This window comes from Paenibacillus sp. N3.4, assembly GCF_008017805.1.
GTDB lineage: Bacteria > Bacillota > Bacilli > Paenibacillales > NBRC-103111 > Paenibacillus_E.
The window spans coordinates 25,853-49,923 of sequence record NZ_VRTT01000055.1 but is presented as its reverse complement, the minus strand read 5'-3'; the positions used below and the strand labels follow the sequence as shown (position 1 = coordinate 49,923).

General features: G+C 48.3%; 17 protein-coding genes and 1 pseudogene. 16 read left to right on the top strand and 2 right to left on the bottom strand.

Annotation, left to right across the window (positions count from 1 at the left end):
• The 3 genes from FU659_RS23955 to FU659_RS23945 all read left to right on the top strand — a co-directional run.
• A partial coding sequence (locus FU659_RS23955; RefSeq protein WP_147949859.1) for an InlB B-repeat-containing protein occupies positions 1-377 on the top strand: 377 nt, incomplete at its 5' end.
• Positions 374-1,339, top strand: a complete 966-nt coding sequence (locus FU659_RS37545) for an InlB B-repeat-containing protein (protein WP_147949858.1) — start codon at positions 374-376, stop codon at positions 1,337-1,339. The genes FU659_RS23955 and FU659_RS37545, both read left to right, overlap by 4 nt.
• On the top strand, positions 1,288-2,940 hold the full coding sequence (locus tag FU659_RS23945; RefSeq protein ID WP_261808009.1) for an S-layer homology domain-containing protein: 1,653 nt from the start codon (positions 1,288-1,290) through the stop codon (positions 2,938-2,940). Before FU659_RS37545 ends, FU659_RS23945 begins: the two co-directional genes overlap by 52 nt.
• A gap of 198 nt (positions 2,941-3,138) precedes the next feature.
• Here the strand turns inward: FU659_RS23945 and FU659_RS23940 are convergent.
• A pseudogene (locus FU659_RS23940) lies at positions 3,139-3,630 on the bottom strand (IS256 family transposase); the annotation flags it as partial.
• A 4-nt stretch (positions 3,631-3,634) separates the two neighbouring features.
• Here FU659_RS23940 and FU659_RS23935 point away from each other — a divergent pair.
• The 8 genes from FU659_RS23935 to FU659_RS37525 all read left to right on the top strand — a co-directional run bounded on the left by FU659_RS23935 (position 3,635) and on the right by FU659_RS37525 (position 11,075).
• The gene (locus FU659_RS23935) at positions 3,635-3,880 is read left to right on the top strand and encodes a LytR/AlgR family response regulator transcription factor (protein ID WP_147949857.1); all 246 of its coding nucleotides are present in this window, start codon (positions 3,635-3,637) and stop codon (positions 3,878-3,880) included.
• A complete protein-coding gene (locus tag FU659_RS23930; RefSeq protein ID WP_187274358.1) occupies positions 3,862-4,500 on the top strand; it encodes an AfsR/SARP family transcriptional regulator in 639 nt (212 codons plus the stop codon). The genes FU659_RS23935 and FU659_RS23930 overlap by 19 nt, the downstream gene beginning before the upstream one ends.
• A gap of 14 nt (positions 4,501-4,514) precedes the next feature.
• On the top strand, positions 4,515-4,724 hold the full coding sequence (locus FU659_RS23925; protein WP_222708616.1) for a bacterial transcriptional activator domain-containing protein: 210 nt from the start codon (positions 4,515-4,517) through the stop codon (positions 4,722-4,724).
• A gap of 305 nt (positions 4,725-5,029) precedes the next feature.
• Positions 5,030-5,131: a hypothetical protein gene (locus FU659_RS23920; RefSeq protein ID WP_261808008.1), complete on the top strand. Its 102-nt coding sequence runs from the start codon at positions 5,030-5,032 to the stop codon at positions 5,129-5,131.
• 596 nt (positions 5,132-5,727) lie between these two features.
• Positions 5,728-5,856, top strand: coding sequence for a hypothetical protein (locus FU659_RS37540; protein WP_261808007.1), 129 nt, complete (start codon positions 5,728-5,730; stop codon positions 5,854-5,856).
• Positions 5,857-5,865: 9 nt separating this feature from the next.
• Positions 5,866-10,194: a beta strand repeat-containing protein gene (locus FU659_RS37535; protein WP_261808006.1), complete on the top strand. Its 4,329-nt coding sequence runs from the start codon at positions 5,866-5,868 to the stop codon at positions 10,192-10,194.
• Entirely contained in the window at positions 10,191-10,802 is a 612-nt protein-coding gene (locus tag FU659_RS37530) for an S-layer homology domain-containing protein (protein WP_261808005.1), read from the top strand. The genes FU659_RS37535 and FU659_RS37530 overlap by 4 nt, the downstream gene beginning before the upstream one ends.
• A 147-nt stretch (positions 10,803-10,949) precedes the next feature.
• Positions 10,950-11,075, top strand: a complete 126-nt coding sequence (locus FU659_RS37525; RefSeq protein ID WP_261808004.1) for a hypothetical protein — start codon at positions 10,950-10,952, stop codon at positions 11,073-11,075.
• A 533-nt stretch (positions 11,076-11,608) separates the two neighbouring features.
• Here FU659_RS37525 and FU659_RS23905 read toward each other — a convergent pair.
• Entirely contained in the window at positions 11,609-12,199 is a 591-nt protein-coding gene (locus FU659_RS23905; RefSeq protein WP_187274356.1) for a TetR/AcrR family transcriptional regulator, read from the bottom strand.
• A 230-nt stretch (positions 12,200-12,429) separates the two neighbouring features.
• Between FU659_RS23905 and FU659_RS23900 the strand changes: the two genes are divergently transcribed.
• The 5 genes from FU659_RS23900 to FU659_RS23880 all read left to right on the top strand — a co-directional run bounded on the left by FU659_RS23900 (position 12,430) and on the right by FU659_RS23880 (position 24,006).
• A complete protein-coding gene (locus tag FU659_RS23900; protein WP_147949853.1) occupies positions 12,430-13,920 on the top strand; it encodes a DHA2 family efflux MFS transporter permease subunit in 1,491 nt (496 codons plus the stop codon).
• 190 nt (positions 13,921-14,110) lie between these two features.
• Positions 14,111-15,067, top strand: coding sequence for an ABC transporter permease (locus FU659_RS23895; protein WP_261808003.1), 957 nt, complete (start codon positions 14,111-14,113; stop codon positions 15,065-15,067).
• A gap of 15 nt (positions 15,068-15,082) precedes the next feature.
• Positions 15,083-15,964, top strand: a complete 882-nt coding sequence (locus FU659_RS23890) for a carbohydrate ABC transporter permease (RefSeq protein ID WP_147949852.1) — start codon at positions 15,083-15,085, stop codon at positions 15,962-15,964.
• A 123-nt stretch (positions 15,965-16,087) separates the two neighbouring features.
• Positions 16,088-17,653: an extracellular solute-binding protein gene (locus FU659_RS23885; RefSeq protein WP_147949851.1), complete on the top strand. Its 1,566-nt coding sequence runs from the start codon at positions 16,088-16,090 to the stop codon at positions 17,651-17,653.
• Between the two features lie 110 nt (positions 17,654-17,763).
• Entirely contained in the window at positions 17,764-24,006 is a 6,243-nt protein-coding gene (locus FU659_RS23880; protein ID WP_222708615.1) for a fibronectin type III domain-containing protein, read from the top strand.
• Positions 24,007-24,071: the final 65 nt, after the last annotated feature.

Here is a 24,071-nt window from a genome sequence, read left to right as displayed (position 1 = left end):
TAACCCGCCTTCGTTGGGTATGTTGCCGGTTTAACGGCAATGTCGTTATACACCACCGTTTGGTTGGCTGGTATACGGATGTTACGTATGCCACACCTTATAACTTTGCAAGTCCTATTATTGGAATTACAACAATCTATGCCAAATGGAACGTGAACAGCTACACAGTTAGCTTTGATGTGGGTGATGGTTCGGCAGTGAGTGGCCAAACTATAGCGTATAACGGTAAAGCAGTTAAATCTGCACCGGACCCAACGAAGGCGGGTTACACGTTCGGTGGCTGGTACTGGTACGGGTATGATGGGGATTCTTATGCACCATTTGATTTACGAATACGATTATTCGAGATACAAAGATCTATGCCAAATGGAACATGAACAGCTACACGGTTAGCTTTAATGTGGGTGGCGGTTCGGCTGTAGCTGACCAAACGGTGGTGTATAACAGCAAGGCAGTTAAACCGGCACCGGACCCAACGAAGGCGGGTTACACGTTCGGTGGCTGGTATACGGATGGTACGTATGCTACAGCGTATAATTTTACGAGCGCTATTACTGGAAATACAACAGTTTATGGGAAATGGAACGTGAACAGCTACACGGTTAGCTTTGATGTGGGTAGCGGTTCAGAAGTCGCCAGTCAAAGTGTAGAGGAAAATGGCAAAGCAGTTAAACCGGCAACGAACCCAACGAAAGCGGGTCACATGTTCGAAGGCTGGTATACGGATGTTACGTATGCCACACCGTATAATTTTACGAGCGCCGCCATTACAGGAACTACAACGATCTATGCCAAATGGACGATGAACCCTCCTGGTGTGCCTGCAATTCAATCCGTCGTCGCGAGTGATTCGAGTGTAGCGATCAATTGGACAAGTAGTGTTAACTCAACTGGCTATCATATTTATCAAAGTACAACTGCCGGTTCATACGGCGATCCAATAACGACAGTGGATGGTTCTGTTTATCACTATCAGGCAACGGGTTTAACGAATGGAACACCATACTATTTTATCGTAAAAGCAGTTAACGCCGATGGAATGAATGCTCCTTCCAATGAAGTGAGCGTAACGCCACAAGTCCCTTCACCGGGTGTACCCGTTCTGCAGTCAGCATTAGCAGGCAATACACTAGTAAGCCTTGCTTGGAATGCAGTGGACGGTTCGACGGATTACAAAATATTCAAAAGCGTGACCTCTGCGACTTTTGGGGCTGAAGTAGCCACGGTGAGCGGTTCGGTATACAGCTACAATGTTACGGGACTGACCAATGGCAGACTTACTATTTTGTGGTTAAAGCCATTAATCCTGGAGGAAGCAGTGCTGCCTCCAATGAAGTGAGCGCGACACCGACGGCTCCAGCTACAGTTCCAGGTGTTCCAACAGGCGTAACGGCAGCAGCAGGCGATGGAAAAGCAACCATCAGCTTCACCCTCCCTATGGATAATGGAGGAAGCGCGATAACCCGGTACGAGGTTACGGCCTCGCCAGGCAATATCACGGTCCCGGGAGCAGCAAGCCCGATCACGGTAACGGGTTTGTCCAATGGAACGGCGTATACGTTTACGATGAAAGCTGTTAATAGCGTTGGCAAAAGTGCGGCTTCCACTGTATCCAACATCGTGACGCCGAGATCTTCATCCAGTGAAGACCCTACTCCGACGCAACCTGCACCACCGAGCACACCAAACGCGGGGGTAGAGGTGCTGGTCAATGGCAGGGCTGAGAGCGCAGGCACGGCAACAACAACCACATTGAATGGGCAAACGGTAACCACCGTTGCAGTCGATTCGAAAAAGCTGGAGGACAAGCTGGCGGCGGAAGGAAATCATGCCTTAATTACAATTCCAGTGAATACGAAATCCGATGTTGTGATCGGAGAGCTTGACGGCCAGATGGTCAAAAACATGGAACAAAAGCAGGCGGTCATTCAAATCCAAACGGGGAATGCAGCGTATGCGTTGCCCGCACAGCAGATCAACATTAGTGCACTTTCGGATCAGCTCGGCAAGAGTGTGCAGCTTCATGATATCAAGTTACGGATTGAAATTTCCAAACCAAACACGGACACGGTTAAGGTTGTGGAAAACTCGGCGGTTGAAGGAGAGTTCACCCTTGTCGTTCCGCCGCTTAACTTTACGGTAAAAGCCAATTATGGGGATACAACGATTGAAGTATCCAAGTTCAACGCCTACGTAGAAAGAACCATAGCAATTCCAGACGGTGTAGACACGAGCAAAATCACAACCGGGGTCGTTGTTGAACCGGACGGAACGGTACGTCACGTGCCGACCAAGATTGTCGTTATTAACGGTAAGTACTACGCGAAAGTGAACAGCTTGACGAACAGTACGTATTCTATCGTATGGCATCCTTTAGCGTTTACAGATGTCGCGCAGCACTGGGCTAAGGATGCAGTGAACGACATGGGATCGCGGATGGTCATCAGCGGAATTGGTAATGACATGTTCAATCCTGATCAAGATATTACACGCGCGGAGTTTGCAGCGATTATGGTTCGGGGATTGGGATTGAAGCTGGAGAACGGTTCAAGTTCATTTGCGGACGTGAAGACAACGGACTGGTTCAACAGTGCGATTAAAACTGCCTACGGTTACCAGTTGATCAGCGGGTTTGAAGATGGCAGCTTCCGCCCGATGGACAAAATCACACGGGAGCAGGCGATGACGATCATCGCGAAAGCGATGAAAATAACCGCTCTTAAGACAAGCCTTCCGGCCAAAGCAGCAGATGAGCTGCTGAAACCCTTCACTGATGCGAGCCATGCATCAGGGTGGGCGAAGAACAGTCTAGCCGACTGCTTGCAGGCAGGCATCGTTACCGGCAGAAACAGTACACAGCTTGCGCCAAAAGCATATATCTCCAGGGCAGAGGTTGCAGCCATCGTGCAGCGACTTCTACAAAAGTCGAAACTGATTTAATCGCTGTGAATCCAATTCCCCGCAGCTTGCTGAGAGGAAATTTAATACACGGGTATAAATTTATGGGTTATTGTGCAAGCAGTCAAGTGGACTGCTTGTGGAATAGCCCTTATTTCTCGTCTACATAGAGAAGAAGTCTATCCTCGGAAATGTTGTATACACAGGAGCACTTTGATGGGGTTGCCAAAGCCAGAGTGCCGTGTAAATGAGTTTGCCGATCTCTGGTGGATACTTAAAAAAAGTAGCCAGCTCATCCCAGTTACTACGCCAAGAGCGAAGGATCAACCAGGCTTCTTCGAATCGATCGAGTTCGATAAGAGCTATTTCTTCGGATGCGGCTTTGTAAATGGGCTTCAGATCCGCTGTTACCTTCTTCAAATCCTTGTAAGAGACATAGCGGGTGGTGGAATTACGTATTTGGTGAATGATGCATTTCTGGATTTCTGTCTTTGGATAGCAAGCAGTGATGGCTTGTGTGAAGCCGTTTAAATTGTCTACACAGGTGATGAGGATGTCCTGTACGCCACGATTCATCAGGTCGTTTAGGACGCTTAACCAGAACTTCGCGGACTCATTTTCACCGATCCACATCCCCAGTACATCCTTGCTTCCATCAAGGTCAATGCCGATCACCATATAGGCTGCTTTGTTCACAATGGCTCCATCTTGCTTGACTTTGAAGTGAATCGCATGTGTGATTCTGGTTGATGACGAAGAGCCTGTATTGGATCTAATGGAAAGAATGCTTAAGTCAAATGGAAATATCGAGATTGCTGGGAAGTTTACTCGGCCCGAAGAGGCGATCGGTAGGATTCAGACGGAACAGGTTGATGTCGTGTTTCTCGATATCCAGATGCCTGGGATGAACGGCATCGAAGCTGCAGAATACTTGATGGAGGCCGCTCCGGAAATAGATATTTGTTGCAGAGATGGGAAGTAAGGAATCAGGAAGGACGGAAGGATTGGAGGGAGTCAGGCGGGACTGGAAATCGCAAGGACAAAAAAACAAACGAAGAGTTAAATACGAGGATAGGCGCGGGATTCAACTGCTTCGGTCACTTTGAATGGATCATAGATGCGCAGACGGGGGAAGCGGTGAAATGGAGGAGACTCAAGGATCGTGAGTTGATGGCGTACCTGGTACATAAACGGAACCGATTTGTGTTGAAGGGAAGCATCCTTGAAGACCTTTGGCCGGGTGCAAATCCGGAACAAGCTACTGCTTTTTTGCATACATGTGTATATAACATCAGAAAAATGATGAACACCCTTAGCTGCAAGGAAAAGTTAGAGTACCGGGATAACAGCTACCGGCTGGAGCTGCTGGAGATGTGGTGCGACACGGACGAATTTGAACGAATAGCTAGTGGCATGGAGGTGGATGCCAGTAACATTGATAGGTGTGAAGTGGTAGCGAAATTGTACAAAGGTAATTATATGGATAAAGAGGGATTTATATGGGCTTATGAATCGGAGGAAGCGTTGAAAGAAATTTTTATCACTTTAATGCATCAAATGGCCGACTTCTATGTCTCCATACGAAATTATGAGTCGGCGTGAAATGCCTGCAAACTGTGCATAAGTTGCATCCATTTCACGACGAGATCAATGAATCGATCCTGTTAGGATATGCGCGGATGGGCGATCGGCAGTCCATGATCCGTCACTATGAACGATTTACAAGGTTGTTGAAAGAAGAATTGGGAATCGAACCGATGGAAACCACGGTTCGATTGTACCAGCGATTGTGCAGCGGCAGCGCCAAGGATATTTCCATGGCGTGAGCCGCTTTTTTTTATGGATTAAAAAGTGGTTAGAATTTGATCAGAGTCGTATGTTAGGGTGAATAATGTTGAAAATTGTGGTATTTACTCGAATTGGGGCGAATTAGACCTATAGCCTCTCGGCATTCGAAGGGGGATTAAAGTGGGGAATAGCTGAAAACTAGTTGGATTAAACTGTGCCTGCGCAGAAAGAACGATTGCGATAAGTGAACAGTTTGACGAACAGTACGTATTCCGTCGTATAGCATCCTTTAGCGTTTAAAGGTGACGCGCAGCACTGGGCGAAGAACAGTATTGTCGACTGCTTGCAGGCAGGAATCGTTGCCGGCAGAAACGGCACACAGCTTGCGCCAAAAGCGTCTTTCTCAAGAGCGGAGGTCGCAGCCATCATGCAGAGGCTTCTGTAAAAGTCTGAACTGATTTAAATTAAAAAATCCACCTATAAAAGTAGGAGTGTAGTAATTTTGATGGGGTGAGCAAAGCTTTGTCCCATCTACCACGGCGAAAGCCGAGGGGCTATTCACATATGAGGAGGAATTTGAATGCAAGGAAATGTAGAATCAATATTCATATATTCTTATCGATTATTATTGCTCTTGCGATATCCAGAACGTCAATGCATACCATGAGCGCTTCAAAAGCTTTCTAGGTCATTTTCGTGGCATTTCTGCGAAGTATCTAAATCACTATGTCGCGTGGCATCGGTTTATGGACAAAACGACGACGCTTCAGCCCTTACCTCGGGTGAAAGAACTCTTTGCTCAAGCACTTATGCAACCTATGAAAACCGATGGTACGGGTCTCTCGGCCTATTGTGAGGAACAGGTTCGAAAAATGATAAGCTAAGCAACAATTATTTTAAACTCAGCCTTCTTTTTTTGAAATAGCCTCTTAAAGTAGGACAAGCGTAGTAAAAATCTTCAAGTTAGGAGTGGAGAATTCCGATATTTGTCGTCAGTTGTAATCAAATGTCGCTACATCCGGCTATTAAGGGGGAATCCCTGTGAAGCTGTCGGATGCGGTGACCGTGAAGAGCCAATGGGTCAAAGGCTCCAATTCAGGGCTGAAAGAGCTGTCATTGTTCAGCGGATGCTTGAAGCGGCTAAATTCGAACTTTAGGAAAGGCGAGTGAAAGAAAACAATGATCAAACGTTGGATCTCGATGTTAACGGTATTATTTCTTATTGCGGTAAGTATCCCTCAGTATTCTTTTGCTGCCGCAATGAGCTGGCAGCTTGCAGGCAGTGCAGGCTTCTCAGCAGGCGCGGCTAATTATACATCCATAGCGATAGACAGCAGCGGAACCCCTTATGTTGTATATGAGGATTATGGGAACTCCTATAAAGCGACCGTGAAGAAATACAATGGGAGCAGTTGGGTGACCGTAGGCAGTGCAGGCTTCTCAGCAGGCACGGCTAATTTTACATCCATAGCGATAGACAGCAGCAGCGGAACCCCTTACCCTTATGTTGTATATCAGGATAGTGGGAACTCCAATAAAGCGACCGTGATGAAATACAATGGGAGCAGTTGGGTGACCGTAGGCAGTGCAGGCTTTTCGGCAGGTTCGGCTCATTATACATCGATAGCGATAGACAGCAGCGGAACCCCTTATGTTGTATCTCAGGATGCTGGGAACTCCTTTAAAGCGACCGTGATGAAATTGATATCGACATACACCGTAAGCTATAGCGGCAACGGCAGCACGGGAGGAAGCGTGCCGACCGACAGCGGCACGTATGAGCAGGGAACTTCGGTGACGGTACTGGGGAACACGGGAAGTTTGTCGAAGACGGGCTACACGTTCGCTGGATGGAACACAGCGTTGGACGGAAGCGGAACGAATTATGCGGCAAGCGCTGCGTTCAACATGGGAACGGCCAATGTGACGCTGTACGCGCAGTGGACGGCTCCTGCGCCAGCGCAGACCGTCAGCGCATCCGCTGCTTCGTTGACCCCTGGAGTCGGGGTGGACGATGCGATCACGCTGACCGTGAAGAACGCACTGGGGAACACGGATACGACGTTTACCGGGGCGCATAATGTGACCCTATCCGGCTACGCGCAAGCGCCGGATAATACTTACGGCAGCTTTAACGGGACTGCCTTGACGGCATCGCCGAACACGATCAGCGTCACGTTTGCGAGCGGCATAGCCACGGCGAACCTGAAGCTGAACAAAGCGGCGGCGCAGACGATTGGCTTGAGCATGGCGGATGTGGCTACGCCTGCGGCGAATACGCTGAGCATCACGCCAGCAGCGGGGGTCGCGGCTTCGCTTGCGCTGATCGCGAACATTACGGCGCCTGCCAGCAACGGAGGCGCGTTTGCGCAGCAGCCGGTCGTGACGCTTCGCGACGCTTATGGAAATACGAGCGTGAAGGACAGCGCCACCATCGTGACGGTATCGAAGAAGGATTCAGGTATGTGGACGCTGACAGGAACTTCGACTTCTACGGCAAGCTCGGGCGTGGCGACCTTTACCGATCTTGGCGCGACTAATGTGGCTGGGGTGACGGGAGCGCAACTGGCATTCGACGCGAGCGGCCTGACGCAGATTGCAAGCGCGAGCGTATCGCTTCCGGCTCCTGCGCCAGCGCAGACTGTTAGTGCATCTGCCGCCTCGTTGACCCCCGGAGCTGGGGTGGACGATGCGATCACGCTGACCGTGAAGAACGCACTGGGGAACACGGATACGACGTTTACCGGAGCGCATAATGTGACCCTATCCGGCTACGCGCAAGCGCCGGATAATACTTACGGCAGCTTTAACGGGACTGCCTTGACGGCATCGCCGAACACGATCAGCGTCACGTTTGCGAGCGGCATAGCCACGGCGAACCTGAAGCTGAACAAAGCGGCGGCGCAGACGATTGGCTTGAGCATGGCGGATGTGGCTACGCCTGCGGCGAATACGCTGAGCGTCACGCCAGCAGCAGGAAGCGCGGCAACGTTTGCGCTGAGCACGAACATTACGACTTCTGCCAGCAACGGAGGCGCGTTTGCGCAGCAGCCGGTCGTGACGCTTCATGATGCTTATGGAAATACGAGCGTGAATGACAGCACCACCGTCGTGACGGTATCGAAGAAGGATTCGGGTACGTGGACGCTGACAGGAACTGCGACGGCTACGGCAAGTTCGGGCGTGGCGACCTTTACCGATCTTGGCGCGACTAATGTGGCTGGGGTGACGGGAGCGCAACTGGCATTCGACGCGACAGGGCTGACGCAGATTACAAGCGCGGCTGTGACGCTTCCTGCGCCAGCGCCAGCACAAACCGTTAGCGCATCTGCCGCCTCGTTGACCCCCGGAGTTGGGATAGACGATGCGATCACGCTGACCGTGAAGGACTCGCTGGGGAACACAGATACGACGTTTACCGGAGCGTATAATGTGACCCTATCCGGCTACACGCAAGCACCGGATACCTCTTACGGCAGCTTTAACGGGACTTCGCTGACGGCAACGCCGAACACGATCAGTGTCACGTTTGCGAGCGGCGTAGGCACGGCGAACCTGAAGCTGAACAAAGCGGCGTCGCAGACGATTGGCTTGAGCATGGCGGATGTGGCAACGCCTGGGGCGAATACGCTGAGCGTCACGCCAGCAGCGGGGGTCGCGGCTTCGCTTGCGCTGACCGCGAACATTACGGCGCCTGCCAGCAACGGAGGCGCGTTTGCGCAGCAGCCGGTCGTGACGCTTCGCGACGCTTATGGAAATACGAGCGTGAATGACAGCACCACCATCGTGACGGTATCGAAGAAGGATTCGGGTACGTGGACACTGACGGGAACGGCGACGGCGACGGCGACGGCGACGGCAAGCTCGGGCGTGGCGACCTTTACCGATCTTGGCGCAACGAACGCAGCCGAAGTGACGGGAGCGAAGCTCGCCTTCGACGCGGGAAGCATGGCGCAGATTACGAGTACGGCTGTGACGCTTCCTTGGCCGGGCGCAGCTGCGCCGAGCGAGGAGTCCGTTACAGCCGGTGATGGCCATGTCCTTCTGACCTGGAGTGAGGTGTACGGGTCAGTAAGCTACGCCGTATATCAGCGAACAGCTTCCGGTACTTATGGAGCGGCAGTGGCTACGGTGACTGGATTGGTGTATGATATCGCAGGATTGACCAATGGCGCGACCTACTATTTTGTCGTCAAAGCCATGAATCCATCCGGAATAAGCGCAGCTTCCAATGAAGTAAGCGCAACGCCGCAAGTTCCATCGCCTGGAGTGCCGGTACTGCAGCCTGCCAAAGCAGTCAATGCACAAGTAAGCCTTACTTGGAATCCGGTGATCGGTTCCACCGGGTACAAAATATTCAAAAGTACGACTTCCGGAGCTTATGGATTAGAAGCAACCACGGTAAGCGGTTCTGTATACAGCTATGATGTAACAGGATTGACGAATGGCACAACGTATTATTTTGTCGTTAAAGCCATTAATCCTGGAGGAAGCAGTGCTGCCTCCAATGAAGTGAGCGCGACGCCGACCGCTCGAGCTACAGTGCCCGGCGCTCCAGCAGGCGTAACTGCAGCAGCAGGAGATGGACAGGCAACCATCAGCTTCACCCTCCCTATGGATAATGGAGGAAGTGCGATAACACGGTACGAGGTTACGGCATCGCCAGGCAATATCACGGTCGCGGGAGCAGCAAGCCCGATCACGGTAACGGGTTTGTCCAATGGTACGGCGTATACGTTTACGGTGAAAGCTGTTAATAGCGTTGGCAAAAGTGCGGCTTCCACTGTATCCAACATCGTGACGCCGAGATCTTCATCCAGTGAAGACCCTGCTCCGACGCAACCTGCACCACCGAGCACACCAAACACGGGGGTAGAGGTGCTGGTCAATGGCAGGGCTGAGAACGCAGGCACGGCAACAACAACCACACTGAATGGGCAAACGGTAACCATCGTTGCAGTCGATTCGAAAAAGCTGGAGGACAAGCTGGCGGCGGAAGGAAATCATGCCGTGATTACGATTCCAGTGAATACGAAATCCGATGTTGTGATCGGAGAGCTTGACGGCCAGATGGTCAAAAATATGGAACAAAAGCAGGCAGTCGTTCAAATCCAAACGGGGAATGCGACGTATACGTTGCCCGCACAGCAGATCAATATCAGTGCACTTTCGGATCAGCTCGGCAAGAGCGTGCGGCTTCAGGATATCAAGTTACGGATCGAAATATCCAAACCGACCACAGACACGGTGAAAATCGTGGAAAACTTGGCTGCTAAAGGGGCGTTCGTCCTTGTCGTTCCACCGCTTAACTTTACAGTAAAAGCCAATTACGGGGATATCAACATTGAAGTGTCCAAGTTTAACGTCTACGTAGAAAGAACCATTGCGATTCCAGATGGTGCAGACACGAGCAAAATCACAACCGGGGTCGTTGTTGAACCGGACGGAACGGTACGCCATGTGCCGACCAAGATTGTCGTTATTAACGAGAAGTACTATGCGAAGTGAACAGCTTGACGAACAGTACGTATTCCATCGTATGGCATCCTTTAGCGTTTACAGATGTCGCGCAGCACTGGGCGAAGGATGCGGTGAACGATATGGGATCGCGGATGGTCATCAGCGGAATTGGCAATGACATGTTCAATCCTGATCAAGATATTACACGCGCGGAGTTTGCAGCGATTATGGTTCGGGGATTGGGGCTGAAGCTAGAGGACGGTTCAAGTTCATTTGCGGACGTGAAGACAACGGACTGGTTCAACAGTGCGATTAAAACTGCCTACGGTTACCAGTTGATCAGCGGGTTTGAAGATGGCAGCTTCCGTCCGATGGACAAAATCACACGGGAGCAGGCGATGACGATCATCGCGAAAGCGATGAAAATAACCGCTCTTAAGGCGAGCCTTCCAGCCAAAGCAGCAGCTGAGCTGCTGAATCCCTTCACCGATGCGAGCCATGCATCAGAGTGGGCGAAGAACAGTCTGGCCGACTGCTTGCAGGCAGGCATCGTTACCGGCAGAAGCAGTACACAGCTTGCGCCAAAAGCGTATATCTCCAGAGCAGAGGTTGCAGCCATCGTGCAGCGACTTCTACAAAAGTCGAAACTGATTTAATCGCTGCGAACCTATTTCCCCGCAGCTTGCTGCGAGGATTAAATACACGGGTATAAATTTATGGGTTATTGTGCAAGCAGTCAAGTGGACTGCTTGTGGAATAACCCTTATTTCTCGTCTACATAGAGAAGAAGTCTATCCACGGAAATGTTGTATACAAAGGTGCACTTTGATGGGGTTGCCAAAGCCAGAGTGCAAATCCCGCGTAAAGTCCCTTTTATCGGCGGTCAGGCTTTGTACAAAGCAACCGTAGGGGAAACGAAGATCGAATAAAGGCAAGCCTTAGCGTTATTGGCATCGGCGTTAAAGTGACGTATCCGTTTAAAACGGAAAAAGTGGCTAATGACGTAGATATCCCTTATCATCGGGGATTATTATCTCGTAGAAGGCTTGTCCTCGACTGCTCGGTCACGGGCAGGGAGCCCTTCTGACATGGCAGTGGGAATGGACGAAGAATGGATTGAGTACAGAAGTTGGGGATCAAACTTTCTGGGACAGATCTAAACTTTATGCACTAAGAGGAGTATTTGCAGCATGCGAGCCTGATTTGGCATTGCAGTATCGGGTTTTAGTATAAAAGCTTTTCAAACAACATTTGATTTGGAAGTATATCGGAGCGGAGACGAGAAGCGGCTTAAAGTTTATGAGAAAGGTAGTCCAAATTCCGATCAAATTGTTAACTATCCGAAGAATAATCTACAAAATAGCATCCAATTGTTGTATAGATCGTTACTAAAAAATAAAGAAACCTTGGTTCCTATGTAAGGAATCAAGGGCAAGGGCTTATACGAACACTATGAAAGAGGTCATTTCTCGGGATTATGCTTGGAATCACTTTGAGACATATGAAGCATTTCTGAAAGTTGAGTAGCTAGAAAAAGCGGTGTGTAAGGTAAATCATTGCGAAGCCAGCAGACAATCGTACCGATGATGGCCGATGAGCCGTACCAGATCGCGATATCTTTTTGAATGTTCAACGTTGAAGATGCCTCTAGCTTGTCCATTCGATTGGTGATGAAATCAGCAATAAGCTTCATGAGTCGTTCCGTAAATATGGGTATCCGCTTCGAAGCGAGCAGAACCTTGTAAAATTTGGAGTTTTCGGCGATGTGATCAAGCATTTTGACCATGATCTGCATGTTAAAACCGGGTGGGTTCGGAATTTCTTTCAAGATGGCATGGATATTGTTAACCATATCGTCTGCTAACCTCTCGAGCATATGGGGGATATCTCGATAATGCAGATAGAAAGTAACTCGATTGATGGTCGCTCGCTCCGCAATACGATTCACCGTTATTCTCTCCAGTTCGATCTCCTGGAGTAATTCAATAAAGGCATCTCGAATCAATTGGCGCGTACGCAGTACACGCGGGTCAATACGTTGTGATGATGACATAGTGATCATTTCCCTTCTACTGAAGTTTACTATGCGACAAATTCTGCAAATTTTGTGGATTATGTGTTAGATAGACGACAGATATTACTCGAATGTAAACTATTAAACAAGAATAAGAAAGTTGTTGCTTGTGAACATTAGAATGGATGACTATAATACTATTTACATAAAGCTAATTATACAACACGGTGTCAATTAGCTTGAAATTGAATTTGAAAGGAATTAGTAAAATGAGTAAAGTTGCAGCATTTGATAGTAGTTCCATTAAGAAAGGGCCTTTGTTGTTTGTTATGATTTTAGGGGCGTTCATTGCCGTTCTAAATCAGACGATTATGAGTGTCGCCTTACCGAAACTCATGGTCGAGTTTGATATTGCCGCTTCGACAGGCCAATGGCTGACAACGGGCTATATGTTGGTTAACGGTGTTTTAATTCCGATAACAGCTTTCCTTATGCAACGGTTTACGACGCGTGAGCTGTTCCAAGCTTCCATGATTATTTTTCTCATTGGTTCCATAGTTTCAGCAGTGGCGCCAGGCTTTGAGTTGTTGTTGGCTGGCCGACTGATTCAAGCAGCTGGGGCAGGTATTCTAATGCCGCTTCTCATGAATGTTATTTTGACGATCTATCCGCCGGATAAGCGTGGTGCAGCTATGGGCATGGTTGGGTTGGCTATCATTTTTGCCCCTGCTGTTGGACCTGCTATTGCTGGTTATATTTTGGAGCATTATTCATGGCGTACCCTTTTCTATGGCATTATTCCATTTGCTATCGTCGTTATTGTAGTTGCTTTTATCTATTTAAAAAATGTCTCTGAACGTCAATATCCCAAAATTGATATGTGGGGTGCCGTTCTTTCAACAATCGGATTTGGTTTCCTTCTTTACGGCTTCAGTAGTGCTGGTGGCAAAGGCTGGTCAAGCGTTGAGGTTATTCTATCTATTATTGTAGGTGTAGTAGCTTTAATTTTGTTTACATGGCGCCAACTGGTTATCAAAGAACCACTGCTAGATCTAAGAGCTTTCAAATACAACATGTTTACATTAACAACGTTAATTAACATTGCAGTTACGATGGTTATGTATGCGGATATGATGCTGCTTCCTTTGTATTTGCAAAATGCTCGCGGATATACCGCGTTAGAGTCCGGTATTCTTATGCTCCCTGGAGCTCTGCTCATGGGTATCATGATGCCAGTGGCTGGTAAGCTGTTCGATAGGTTCGGAGCGAAGTGGTTGTCCGTTGTGGGTATGGCCATTACAATCGTAACCACACTAGGATTCATCAATTTGACGGATTCTACAAGTTATACGTATTTAGTTCTTATGTCCACAGGACGACGCTTCGGGATGGCGCTCTTCTTAATGCCAATCACCACGGCGGGACTTAATCAATTGCCTTCAAGACTGAATGCGCATGGTACCGCTATTTCAAATACCATTAAGCAAGTGGCAGGCGGCGTAGGTACGGCACTACTGGTCACGGTTATGACAACCAGAACCAAATCTCACCTCGTAGAGATGATGACGGCAAACAAAACAGCAACTGCTACCAAAGAACTTATCAAAGAGGCGTCTATTCAAGGAATTAATGATTCCTATCTTGTCATTATTGGGATTGGTATTGTTGGTTTGCTTCTCTCCTTCTTCATTAAACGTGTAGGTCAAGCTGAGGAGAAAAAGGAAGTTGTTGTAAACCGGAAATCCGTTAATGCAACTTAGGAATAACAGATAAGAAGTAAAGTGAGAGCTTCTCCGTTAATTGGGAGAGGCTCTCTTTGTATTACGCACATCGCCGCCCCCATCAAAAGACTTTTACTGCAGTAAATCGACATCTGCCCTCATTGTTGCCCTCTCTCTCACAACCCTATAATTAACACAGAAGACAAATAGATAATGTAGGTGAGAGCGAATGAAATCCGCTACTGTGAATGAGGTTGTCCAGCGGTCAACCATCAGATCGAAGAAATCAGGATGGAGGTACATCGTACAGCATCGGGCTTTTTATATCATGCTAATTCCGGGTCTGCTGTATTTTCTCGTGTTTAAGTATTTGCCGTTAACGGCGAGTTTTATCGCGTTTCAGGATTACAACATTTTCAAAGGCTTCACAGGCAGCGAATGGGTAGGGTTCAAATGGTTTCATCAGTTGTTCACGTACGATAAATTCGGCAGACTTCTCCGGAATACGCTCGTGATCAGTTTGTATCAAATTGTATTTGCTTTCCCGCTTCCGATTCTACTGGCCATCATGCTCAATGAAATCCGAACGATGGCGTTCAAGCGAATTACGCAAACGGTGCTCTATTTACCGCATTTTTTATCATGGACCATCGTTTTCGGACTTACGTATATGATGCTTTCCCCGGCACAAGGGCTGGTCAATCATATTATTTCTTCGTTTAATGGCGAAACGATCGCTTATCTCCAGAAGCCGCAATACTTCCGCTCCATCATTATCATATCGGGGATTTGGAAGGAAATGGGCTGGAACGCGATCATATTCATCGCAGCGCTGGCGGGCATTAACCCCTCTTTATACGAAGCAGCACGAATGGATGGGGCTAATCGTTGGAAGCAGTTTTTACACATCTCCGTGCCTGGATTGCTGCCGGCGATCATGATCCTATTGATGCTCAAAATCGGACATATTATGGATTCGGGCTTTGAGCAAATCTATCAATTCCTCAACCCAGCTACGTTTGAGACGGGGGATGTGCTGGATACGTACACCTATCGGGCGGGTATTCTGCAAGGTCAATACAGCATTACGACGGCAATCGGATTATTTAAATCGGTGATTGGCTTTCTCTTATTAATCATCGCAAACCGAGTAAGTAAATGGACTACTGGCGAAGGGCTATACTAAAGGGGCGATACGACTATGAAAATCAAACGATCATCAGGAGAAGTCGCATTTGATGCGGTGAATGTAGGACTATTGCTGCTCTTTTGTATAGCAGTCGCCATTCCATTAATGAATGTGATTGCGGGATCACTTAGCTCCAATGAAGCTATTATTCATGCCAAGGTATTCCTTTGGCCCGTAGGTTTTAATCTGCACAACTATGATTTTGTCATCCGCAATGCCGTGTTTTGGAAGTCCTTCTTGGTTACGATCCAAATTGTACTTATCGGAACTGCGATCAATATGGTCTTGACGATCCTTACGTCCTATCCGTTATCCAAAGGATGGCTGGGCGGCCGCAAAATAATTCTGCTCTTTATTATTTTTACGATGATTTTTCAGGCGCCGATGGTACCGATGTATATCCTTGTCAAAAGCCTTGGCCTGCTGAATAGTATCTGGTCATTAATTATTCCAGGTGCCCTCAGTGCATTCAATATGATGCTCTGCATCACCTTCATGAGGTCTATTCCAGAGGAACTGTATGAAGCCGCGAGGGTGGACGGGATGTCGGAGTACCGCATTGTTTGGCGTATTGTTGCACCGCTATCCATGCCGATCAATGTTACGTTGATTTTGTTCTATGCCGTGGGACACTGGAATAATTACCTTGGGCCCTTACTGTATATCACCGATCGGGAGCTGCAGCCTCTGCAATTATATTTATACAAGCTGATTTCGCAATTTGATATGGATTCAGCGGGAGGGCAGTCGGTCCTGGAGTTATCCACAGCGGTTACACCCCAAGGGCTGCAAATGGCGACGATTGTGATCGCGACCATTCCGATTATCATTATCTACCCGTTTTTACAAAAGCATTTCATCAAAGGCGCACTCCTGGGCTCGGTCAAGGAATAAGGAAGAATAAAGCGGATCATTACCAGAGTCTAATAAGGAGGTGGTGCGATTTACCAGCAGTGCCCAGATGATGAAAGTAAACGCTTTATTTTATAATGAAGATAATTAGGGAGGGTCTATTCAATGAAAGTGAAATTTACAAGGTTGGTTACGTTAATATGCGTGGTAGGTCTTACAGGTGCAACGGTCGCGTGCTCCTCGGATAAAGGAGCAACAACAACGACGCAAGCTTCTTCAGCTCCTGCTGCTAATCAAAGCTCGAAGCCCGCTGCACCGGAGAAAATTAGTATATTCGTCTCCAATAACGCGCAGCAGATTCCAGCAGGTAAATCGATGGATCTGGCTACGGTTAAATATCTGGCACAAAAAACAAACACAGATTTGGATATCACGTTCCTGCCGCATGAAAATTATATGGATCAGCTCAAATTGAAGTTCGCTTCAGGCGATATTCCGAATGTACATATGGTGTGGGGGATTGAGACATCTGATCTCGTCATCAATGGTTTGGCCATGGATTTGAAGCCATATATCGATAAATACGGTCCGAATTTGAAGAAAAATATCCCGCAATCCGCTTGGGACGCCGTTACGCTTAACGGTAAAATTCTGGCGATTCCACAATTGGCGCAAGGGAATGCACCAGCGGAGCGTGTGATTTACGTGCGTAAGGATTGGATGGATAAGTTAGGAATCAAGGAGCCTAAGACCTCGAATGAGTTCCTCGATATGCTGCGCGCTTTCCGTGACAAGGATCCGAACGGCAATGGCAAGAAGGACGAGATTCCATTCTCCTCCCGTGAGAAATTCGAGTGGGCCGATAACATTTTCGGTATGTTCGGGGTCAATCTCGATTCCAACAGCCTGTACAATAATGAAGTTATGCCTGGCTTCGTGAATCCGAATATGAAAAAAGCGCTGGGTATGCTCAGAACGATGTATGCCGAGAAGCTGATTGATACGGAATTTTTGACAAATACACGTGCGATTTGGGACCAAAAAATTAAGTCCGACCTTGTTGGCTCATGGGACCATGTGGTATTCGGCGCCTGGGATCCTTGGCAGAAAGAGCTTAGCAAGCTGCTCCCTGACAAGAAGCCAAACGTAGTGGCCATCCCAACACCAAGAGGTGAAGGCTATGAGGGTCAATTAGGTCGTGTTGAGAAGCCGGTATTAAAAACATTCGTCGTACATAAAGACGCGAAAAATCCGGAAGCTGTCGTTAGAATGTTCGATTGGCTTGTCTCGGATGAAGGACAGATGTTTACGGAGCTAGGGATTGAAGGGCAATCCTTCACTAAAGAAGGCAGTACGATTAAGTATCTGGCGGACAAGGACCCGGATGTGAAGTGGCGTTCCGCTGTGTTCCAAATGCATGGCTTCAACGAGCCTGCTCAGAAGGTGCTGATTAATAACGATGAGGCTTACAATAAACTCATTCAAACCATTGAAACTTCCCGCAAAGAAGGCATTGCGAACCCGACAGCAGGTATGCCGCCTTCAGAAACGTTGACGAAGAATGCGGATCTTGGCTATAAAGGCTCCTTCCAGGAGGCAGCTGCCAAAATTATTCTCGGCGAAAAGCCGTTAGACTATTTTGATGAGTATGTAGCTTCTTGGAAAAAACAAGGCGGCGACAAGGCGATCAAGGAATTAACCGACTGGTATAACGCAAACCGTAAAAAGTAAGTTTGTTGATAAAAACTCGCCCATCTGAAGCCAGGATTAACTAGCTCAGGTGGGCAGTCTTTTCTGCATGTGAATTTGTACTAGGAAGGATGAGGCTCGTGTTGATAAAAATGGGTAGAATGCTGTCTATGCTATTAATTTGTGCGCTGCTGACGTTACCATTGCAATCGTATATCGTCATGGCGCAGGTTCCTCTGACAGAAGATGAGCTAGGCCGAGTGGTCGGAAGCGAATTGCTTATTTCAGATCTTAAAAAGACGGGAGCAGCCCTCAATCCGGAGGCTCAGGCTTATGGGACTATGGCAGATGCAGTGGTCGAGGGACAATCTTTCTCAGAAGCATTGCGCTTTACGACAAATGTGGAGCCTTCAGGCACTTATCTTTTACAATATGTACTTCCCATTGAGGCTCGTATAGAGAAAGATGATGTGATTCTTGCTACCTTCTATGCGAGAACGATTAGCTCGACGGTGGAAACGGCAGAGGGTACAGCTGCTTTGGTTATGGAGAAAAGGGGGACTTGGGAGAAATCGGTCACGGAAACGATCGCGATCCCAGCGCAATGGAAGAAATTCCTTGTGCCGATTAAAGCTGCCCTGTTAATGGAGGAGAATACGCCACAGATTACATTTCGTCTTGGTTACAAACCGCAGGTTATCGAAATCGCCAATTTGAAAGTTGTCAACTATAAGAAAGCGGTTACATTTGACAGCCTGCCGAGCACTCCCGTTGCCTATGAAGGGATGGAGGATGATGCGCCTTGGCGGGCAGAAGCCAACCGACGGATTGAGCAGATTCGCAAAGGAGATCTAGTCGTTGAAGTAAAGGATGCAGCTGGCAATCCGATCAAGGATGCGGATGTGCATGTTCAAATGACGAAGCACGACTTCAAATTCGGTACAGCTGTCAATAGCACGATGATCATGGGAACAGATCAGAACGCGGCAACGTATCGGGCGAAGCTGAAAGAAAATTTCAATTCCGTGGTCATGGAAAATGAGATGAAATGGCCTTGGTGGGAAGCGGATAAAAGCAGAACCGTCAAGCTGTACAATTGGTTAGGCGAAAACAAATTCGACATGCGAGGCCATGCGCTGTTGTGGGATGGTTCCACGCGTTTACCAGCTGATATTCCTGGTCTGCTGAGCAATAAAAGCACACTGGAGAAGCGGATTCAAGATCATTTTCATGAGCTCGCAGGATACTTCCGCGGACGATTGTATAACTGGGATGTGCTGAATGAGCCGGTATTGAACAGCCTGATTCGCGGTACGTACGATGACCCCGGCGCTGTGATGGCAAATTGGTTTAAAAGTGCCAAAGAAGCTGATCCTTCTGCGAAATTATACGTGAATGAAACGCAAATTTTGGGCACGGATGCACCTGTTATCCAGAACTTTTCCAACATCTTGAAATCTATGAAGGACAACGGTGCCCCGATTGACGGGATAGGCATCCAGGCACATTTCGGCAGTACGCCAGTTAGTCCAATGGCTTTTTATGATCAACTTACACACTTTACACAGTATGCGCCAGAAATCGCGATTACTGAATATGATATGAATACCCCGAGAGAAGATGTACAGGGTAAATTTACACATGATTTGCTGCTGGCTACGTTCAGCCATCCGAATGTACAATCGTTTACGATGTGGGGGTTTTGGGATGGTGCGCATTGGCAAAACAATGCACCGCTGTTCCGTAATGACTGGTCTTTGAAGCCTTCCGGCGAGGAATGGCGAAAGCTTATTTACAAAACATGGTGGACGGATATAACCGGTAAAACAGATGGGGCTGGAAGCTATCAGACACGTGGATTTTATGGCGACTATGATATTACAGTAACGTACAATGGCACGAGTCAGACAGTCAAGGCTTCTTTGCTCAAAGGAAAAGACAATAAGGTATCGATGGTTTGGGGAGCGCCATCACAGGTAGAAACACTTAGTTTTGTCCCGCTGCCAATTCCGGCACAGAATGCAGAAATTACGGCGCCAGTATGGCCGTATGGAAGTTCATTCCGTATTTCAGAGGCATCACCAACCTCAGTGACGTTCAATTGGCCAGCGGCCCATGATAATCAGCAGGTTGCTGGATATTTGCTCTATAAGGATGGTAGTCTGCTAACGCAAACAACAGCCAATGTGACGAGCTATGACATTACAGGGCTAACACCAGGCCAGTCTTACGTGCTGCGCGTTCAAGCCGTGGACAAGCAAGGTAATCTATCACTTCTTAGCCCAGACGTCCAGGCAACGGCCTCCCCGGGAACCGATCGGACCAGACCTGGTTGGTCCAAAGGTTCATTCATTCAATTGACAGGTTTGAGTGAAACAGGCGTATCGCTTTCCTGGCCTTCGGGTGTGGGTAACGAGGGAGCAGCCGGCTATCGGATTTATGTGAATGGGCAAATCGTAGGTGATAGCGTAAAACCAAGCTATGCATTGACCCATTTAAATGAGAATAGTCAATACACGGTACGTGTTGAAGCCAAGGACGCGGAAGGCAATCTATCCCTTGGCGGTCCGATTGTGACCTTCCGAACGTTAGGGGTGGAGGATAGGACACCGCCGACTTGGGCTTCTTCCAATCTTGCTGCAGATGACATCGGCGCAACTAGTGTGAACCTGAGCTGGAGTGCTACACAGGATGCCAGAGGGGTAACGGCCTACCGTGTGTTTCAAGGGAATACAGAGCTGACAACCTTGCCATCCGGAACGAACTTTTTCCATGTAGAGGGGTTATCACAAAATACGACCTACAACTTTAAGGTTGAAGCTGGCGATGGCAGCAATAATTGGTCCGTGACTGGTCCGTCCCGCACGATAAAAACCATCATTGGTACGGATGATTCGGCACCGCAATGGCCTGCGACAAGAATGCTGACGTATAGCGGATTGAGTGATAAGGGGGTCACTTTAAACTGGACAGCGGCTGAAGATAACTTCGGTGTTACAGGTTATCGGGTGTATCGAAATAACGCGGTACTTGCCAATGTGTATGGTGATGTACAGACTTTAGCGGTCACCGATTTAACGGCTGGTCAGCCTTACACCTTCCGCGTGGAGGCTCGTGATGAGATTGGAAATTGGTCATCGAATGGTCCCTCTGTCAGCATCAACACCTTTGCAGGTGTCGTGAGAACGCAGCATGTGCTGTATCCAAGCGACGATGCTTTCATTCAAGCTCCGGCAACATTTGGAGGAGCAGGGACGACGAATAATATCGCTTATCTCCGATATAAGAATGCGGCGGGTGTGACGCCTAGCGAAACGAACAAGAACACAGGGAATAACAGAAGAGCTTATTTGAAATTCCCGTTAACTTCCGTTACAGGAAATGTGTACGATGCTTCTTTAAATTTGTATGTATTTGCTGTACAAACAGCCAATATGGATATTCCTATGGATCTTTACCAGACTGGCAATACTTGGTCTGAGACATCGGTTAATTGGTTAAACAAACCCGTGGATGGATCGAAGATCGGCACGACAACGATTAGAAACGCAGGATATTGGAAGAAATTCACGGTAACGAATCAGGTTGCAACAGAGATAACTGGGGAGCGAGTAATTAGCTTTAAGCTGCAGGATGATTCATGGCTGGATCAGAATGTGGACATCCATTCCAAAGAGGCTACAGGAGCGAATGCCATTTATAAGCCCTACTTATCTGTCGGTACGGAAGAAGCTCCAACAGATACGATTGCTCCATCATGGACGAACGCCACAGTGAATGTTACGCATCTGCAGCCCCAAGCGGCAACGTTGACATGGTCCAGCGCCCAAGATAATAGCGGGATTAACCGTTATGTCATTTATCAAAATGGAGCGCCGATTGCAACAGTGGGTTCCGATGTATACAGTTATAACGTAACCGGCTTGACGCCATCGACGAGCTATTCATTTAAAGTGGAAGCACGGGACACAGGACTAGAATCGTCCACGGGACCCGCAGTCGTTCTAACGACACCGACTGCAGACCTGCTGGCACCTGTCTGGTCACCAACTGCTTCGTTAACAGCGAAGGATGTTACTCGCTTTTCCGCTGCTTTACAATGGCCAGCGGCTGTAGATCAGTATGGCGTGACGGCGTATGACATCTATAACGGTAATACGATTGTGGCTTCCGTCTACGGAGATGTTCTTTCCTATTCGGTCTCAGGTCTTACTGCCGGAACAACTTATGATTTCCATGTAACCGCGCGTGATGCGGCAGGGAATGCAGCAGTCGGCCCTTCCATTCATGTGACCACTCTTGCACCAGATACAAGTATTCCTACTTGGAGCAATGGTAGCCAACTTGCAGCATCGGTGATTACTTCATCTGGTCTAGGGTTGAACTGGCCAGAGGCATTGGACGATACAGGCATTCACCAGTATCGCATCGAGCGAAATGGTTCACTTGTTGCCGAATTAGGTAAAGGTTTGAGAACCTATTATGTCAATGGTTTGAATGACGATACGCTGTTTACGTTCTCGGTAATTGGCGTGGACGAAGCAGGTAATCGCTCGCTGCCCCTTGAACTTGCTGTTCGAACGTTAAAGCAGGATACCATTACGCCGCAATGGCCGACAGGGTCCCGTATTACTTCCACACGTGAGTCGGATCGTGAAATCCTGCAATGGGACGCCGCCGTGGACAATGTGGGAATTAAGCAGTATGTGCTCTATCGCGATGGTGTGCAAGCAGCTGTTGTAGACGGCAGCATGACGAGCTATACCATCCTGGGAACACCAGGCACAGCAGCTGTGTATAAAGTCGAAGCTCAGGATTTTGTGGGCAATGCAACTGTCTTTGGCCCAAGTACGAATGATCCTGAAATTCCAGTTCCAAATGACACAACACCGCCGGGATGGCCTGCCGGAAGTATGCTCAACCAAGGAGCTGTTACGACGACTACGGTGCAATTGTCATGGAGCGAAGCCATTGACCGTATGGGTGTAAAGGAATATAAGTTACTAATGAATGGAAACATCGTAACGATAACATCAGGCACTTCATGGCTGGTAACTGGGCTAACGCCGAATACGACCTACCACTTCACAGTTGAAGCCGCAGATGAGGCGAACAATTGGTCGAGCGATGGGCCAAGCTTGACGGTCACAACGTTAACGGTTCCATCCTCCGTTGTTGATCCACCTGTTGTGACACAACCAGATCTTAACAAACCAAGCATCGTTGTAAGCAATGGGGAAGCACACATTAACTTCCCTTCACAGGGTCTGACGACCAACAGTGGGAAGGTAAGCGCAGCTTTGGATAAAGCCACACTGGAGGAAGCCTTTAAGAAAGCGGAAGGGATAAACCACGTCACGGTGAAGCTCCCAGAGGTTGTGGGGGCGAAATCATTCCTACTAGAGATCCCTACGGAATATTTGACAAAGAAAAATGCGACATACGGCGTAGAGGTTTCAACGCAGTTAGGTTCGCTATACCTACCTAGCAATCTATTTGCGACGAATATCGAGGCGGCTCAGCATGCAAGTATAACTGTAATTATCACGTTAGATAAGCTGCCTGAGCAAGCCGTTATAAAAGGCAAAACAGGAGTTGTCATGGATCTGCAGTTCGCAGCATCGGGACAACCGCTGCAATTCGAAAGCAAGGATGTTCACGTTCAGGTGCGCATTCCTTATGTGCTCTCAGCAGACGAGAAAAGCCATATTGAGCTGCTGAATGTCTGGTATGTGAACGCGAAGGGTGAGGTTCAGCTCGTGCCTTCGGGACACTATGATCCTGCTTCAGGAACCATACAGTTCCAGACCAACCATTTCAGTAAGTATGCGGTAACTTATGCAATGCCTTCGTTCGGGGATTTGGCTTCTACGCCATGGGCGCAGACATCCATCCATGCTCTGGCTGCCAAGGGCATTATTCAAGGCGTAAGTGATCGTGAATTCAGCCCGACGGCTGCGATTTCCCGAGCGGATTTCACGAAACTGTTGGTCGAGACCTTTGGTTTGCACGCAGCTGCCGACAACCACTTCGTGGACGTTGCGAAGGGGTCCTATTACGAGCAGGCGGTTGGCATCGCTAATCAATTAGGTGTCGTCAACGGTGTTGACGATCGCCACTTTAATCCACAGGCTACCATCACTCGCCAAGACATGTTCGTCATGATTGCCAGAGCCTTGGCGCAGGTCAATAGACCGCTCGCACAGAACGAAGGCAAGTCAACTTTTACAGATGGGTCTGACATTGCCTCCTATGCGGTCAATGCGATCAACGCTCTTGCCAAAGAAGGCTTAGTGCAAGGAAACGCTGGCAAAATTAATCCGCTCGGCCATACGACGAGAGCCGAAACTTCGGTTATGCTATACAGATTATTCCAGTACATCTATCAATCATAAACAGGTTCCAGACCGTGCCTATTCTGTAGGTACGGTCTTTTCTTGAAATCGTACGATCCCTGCAG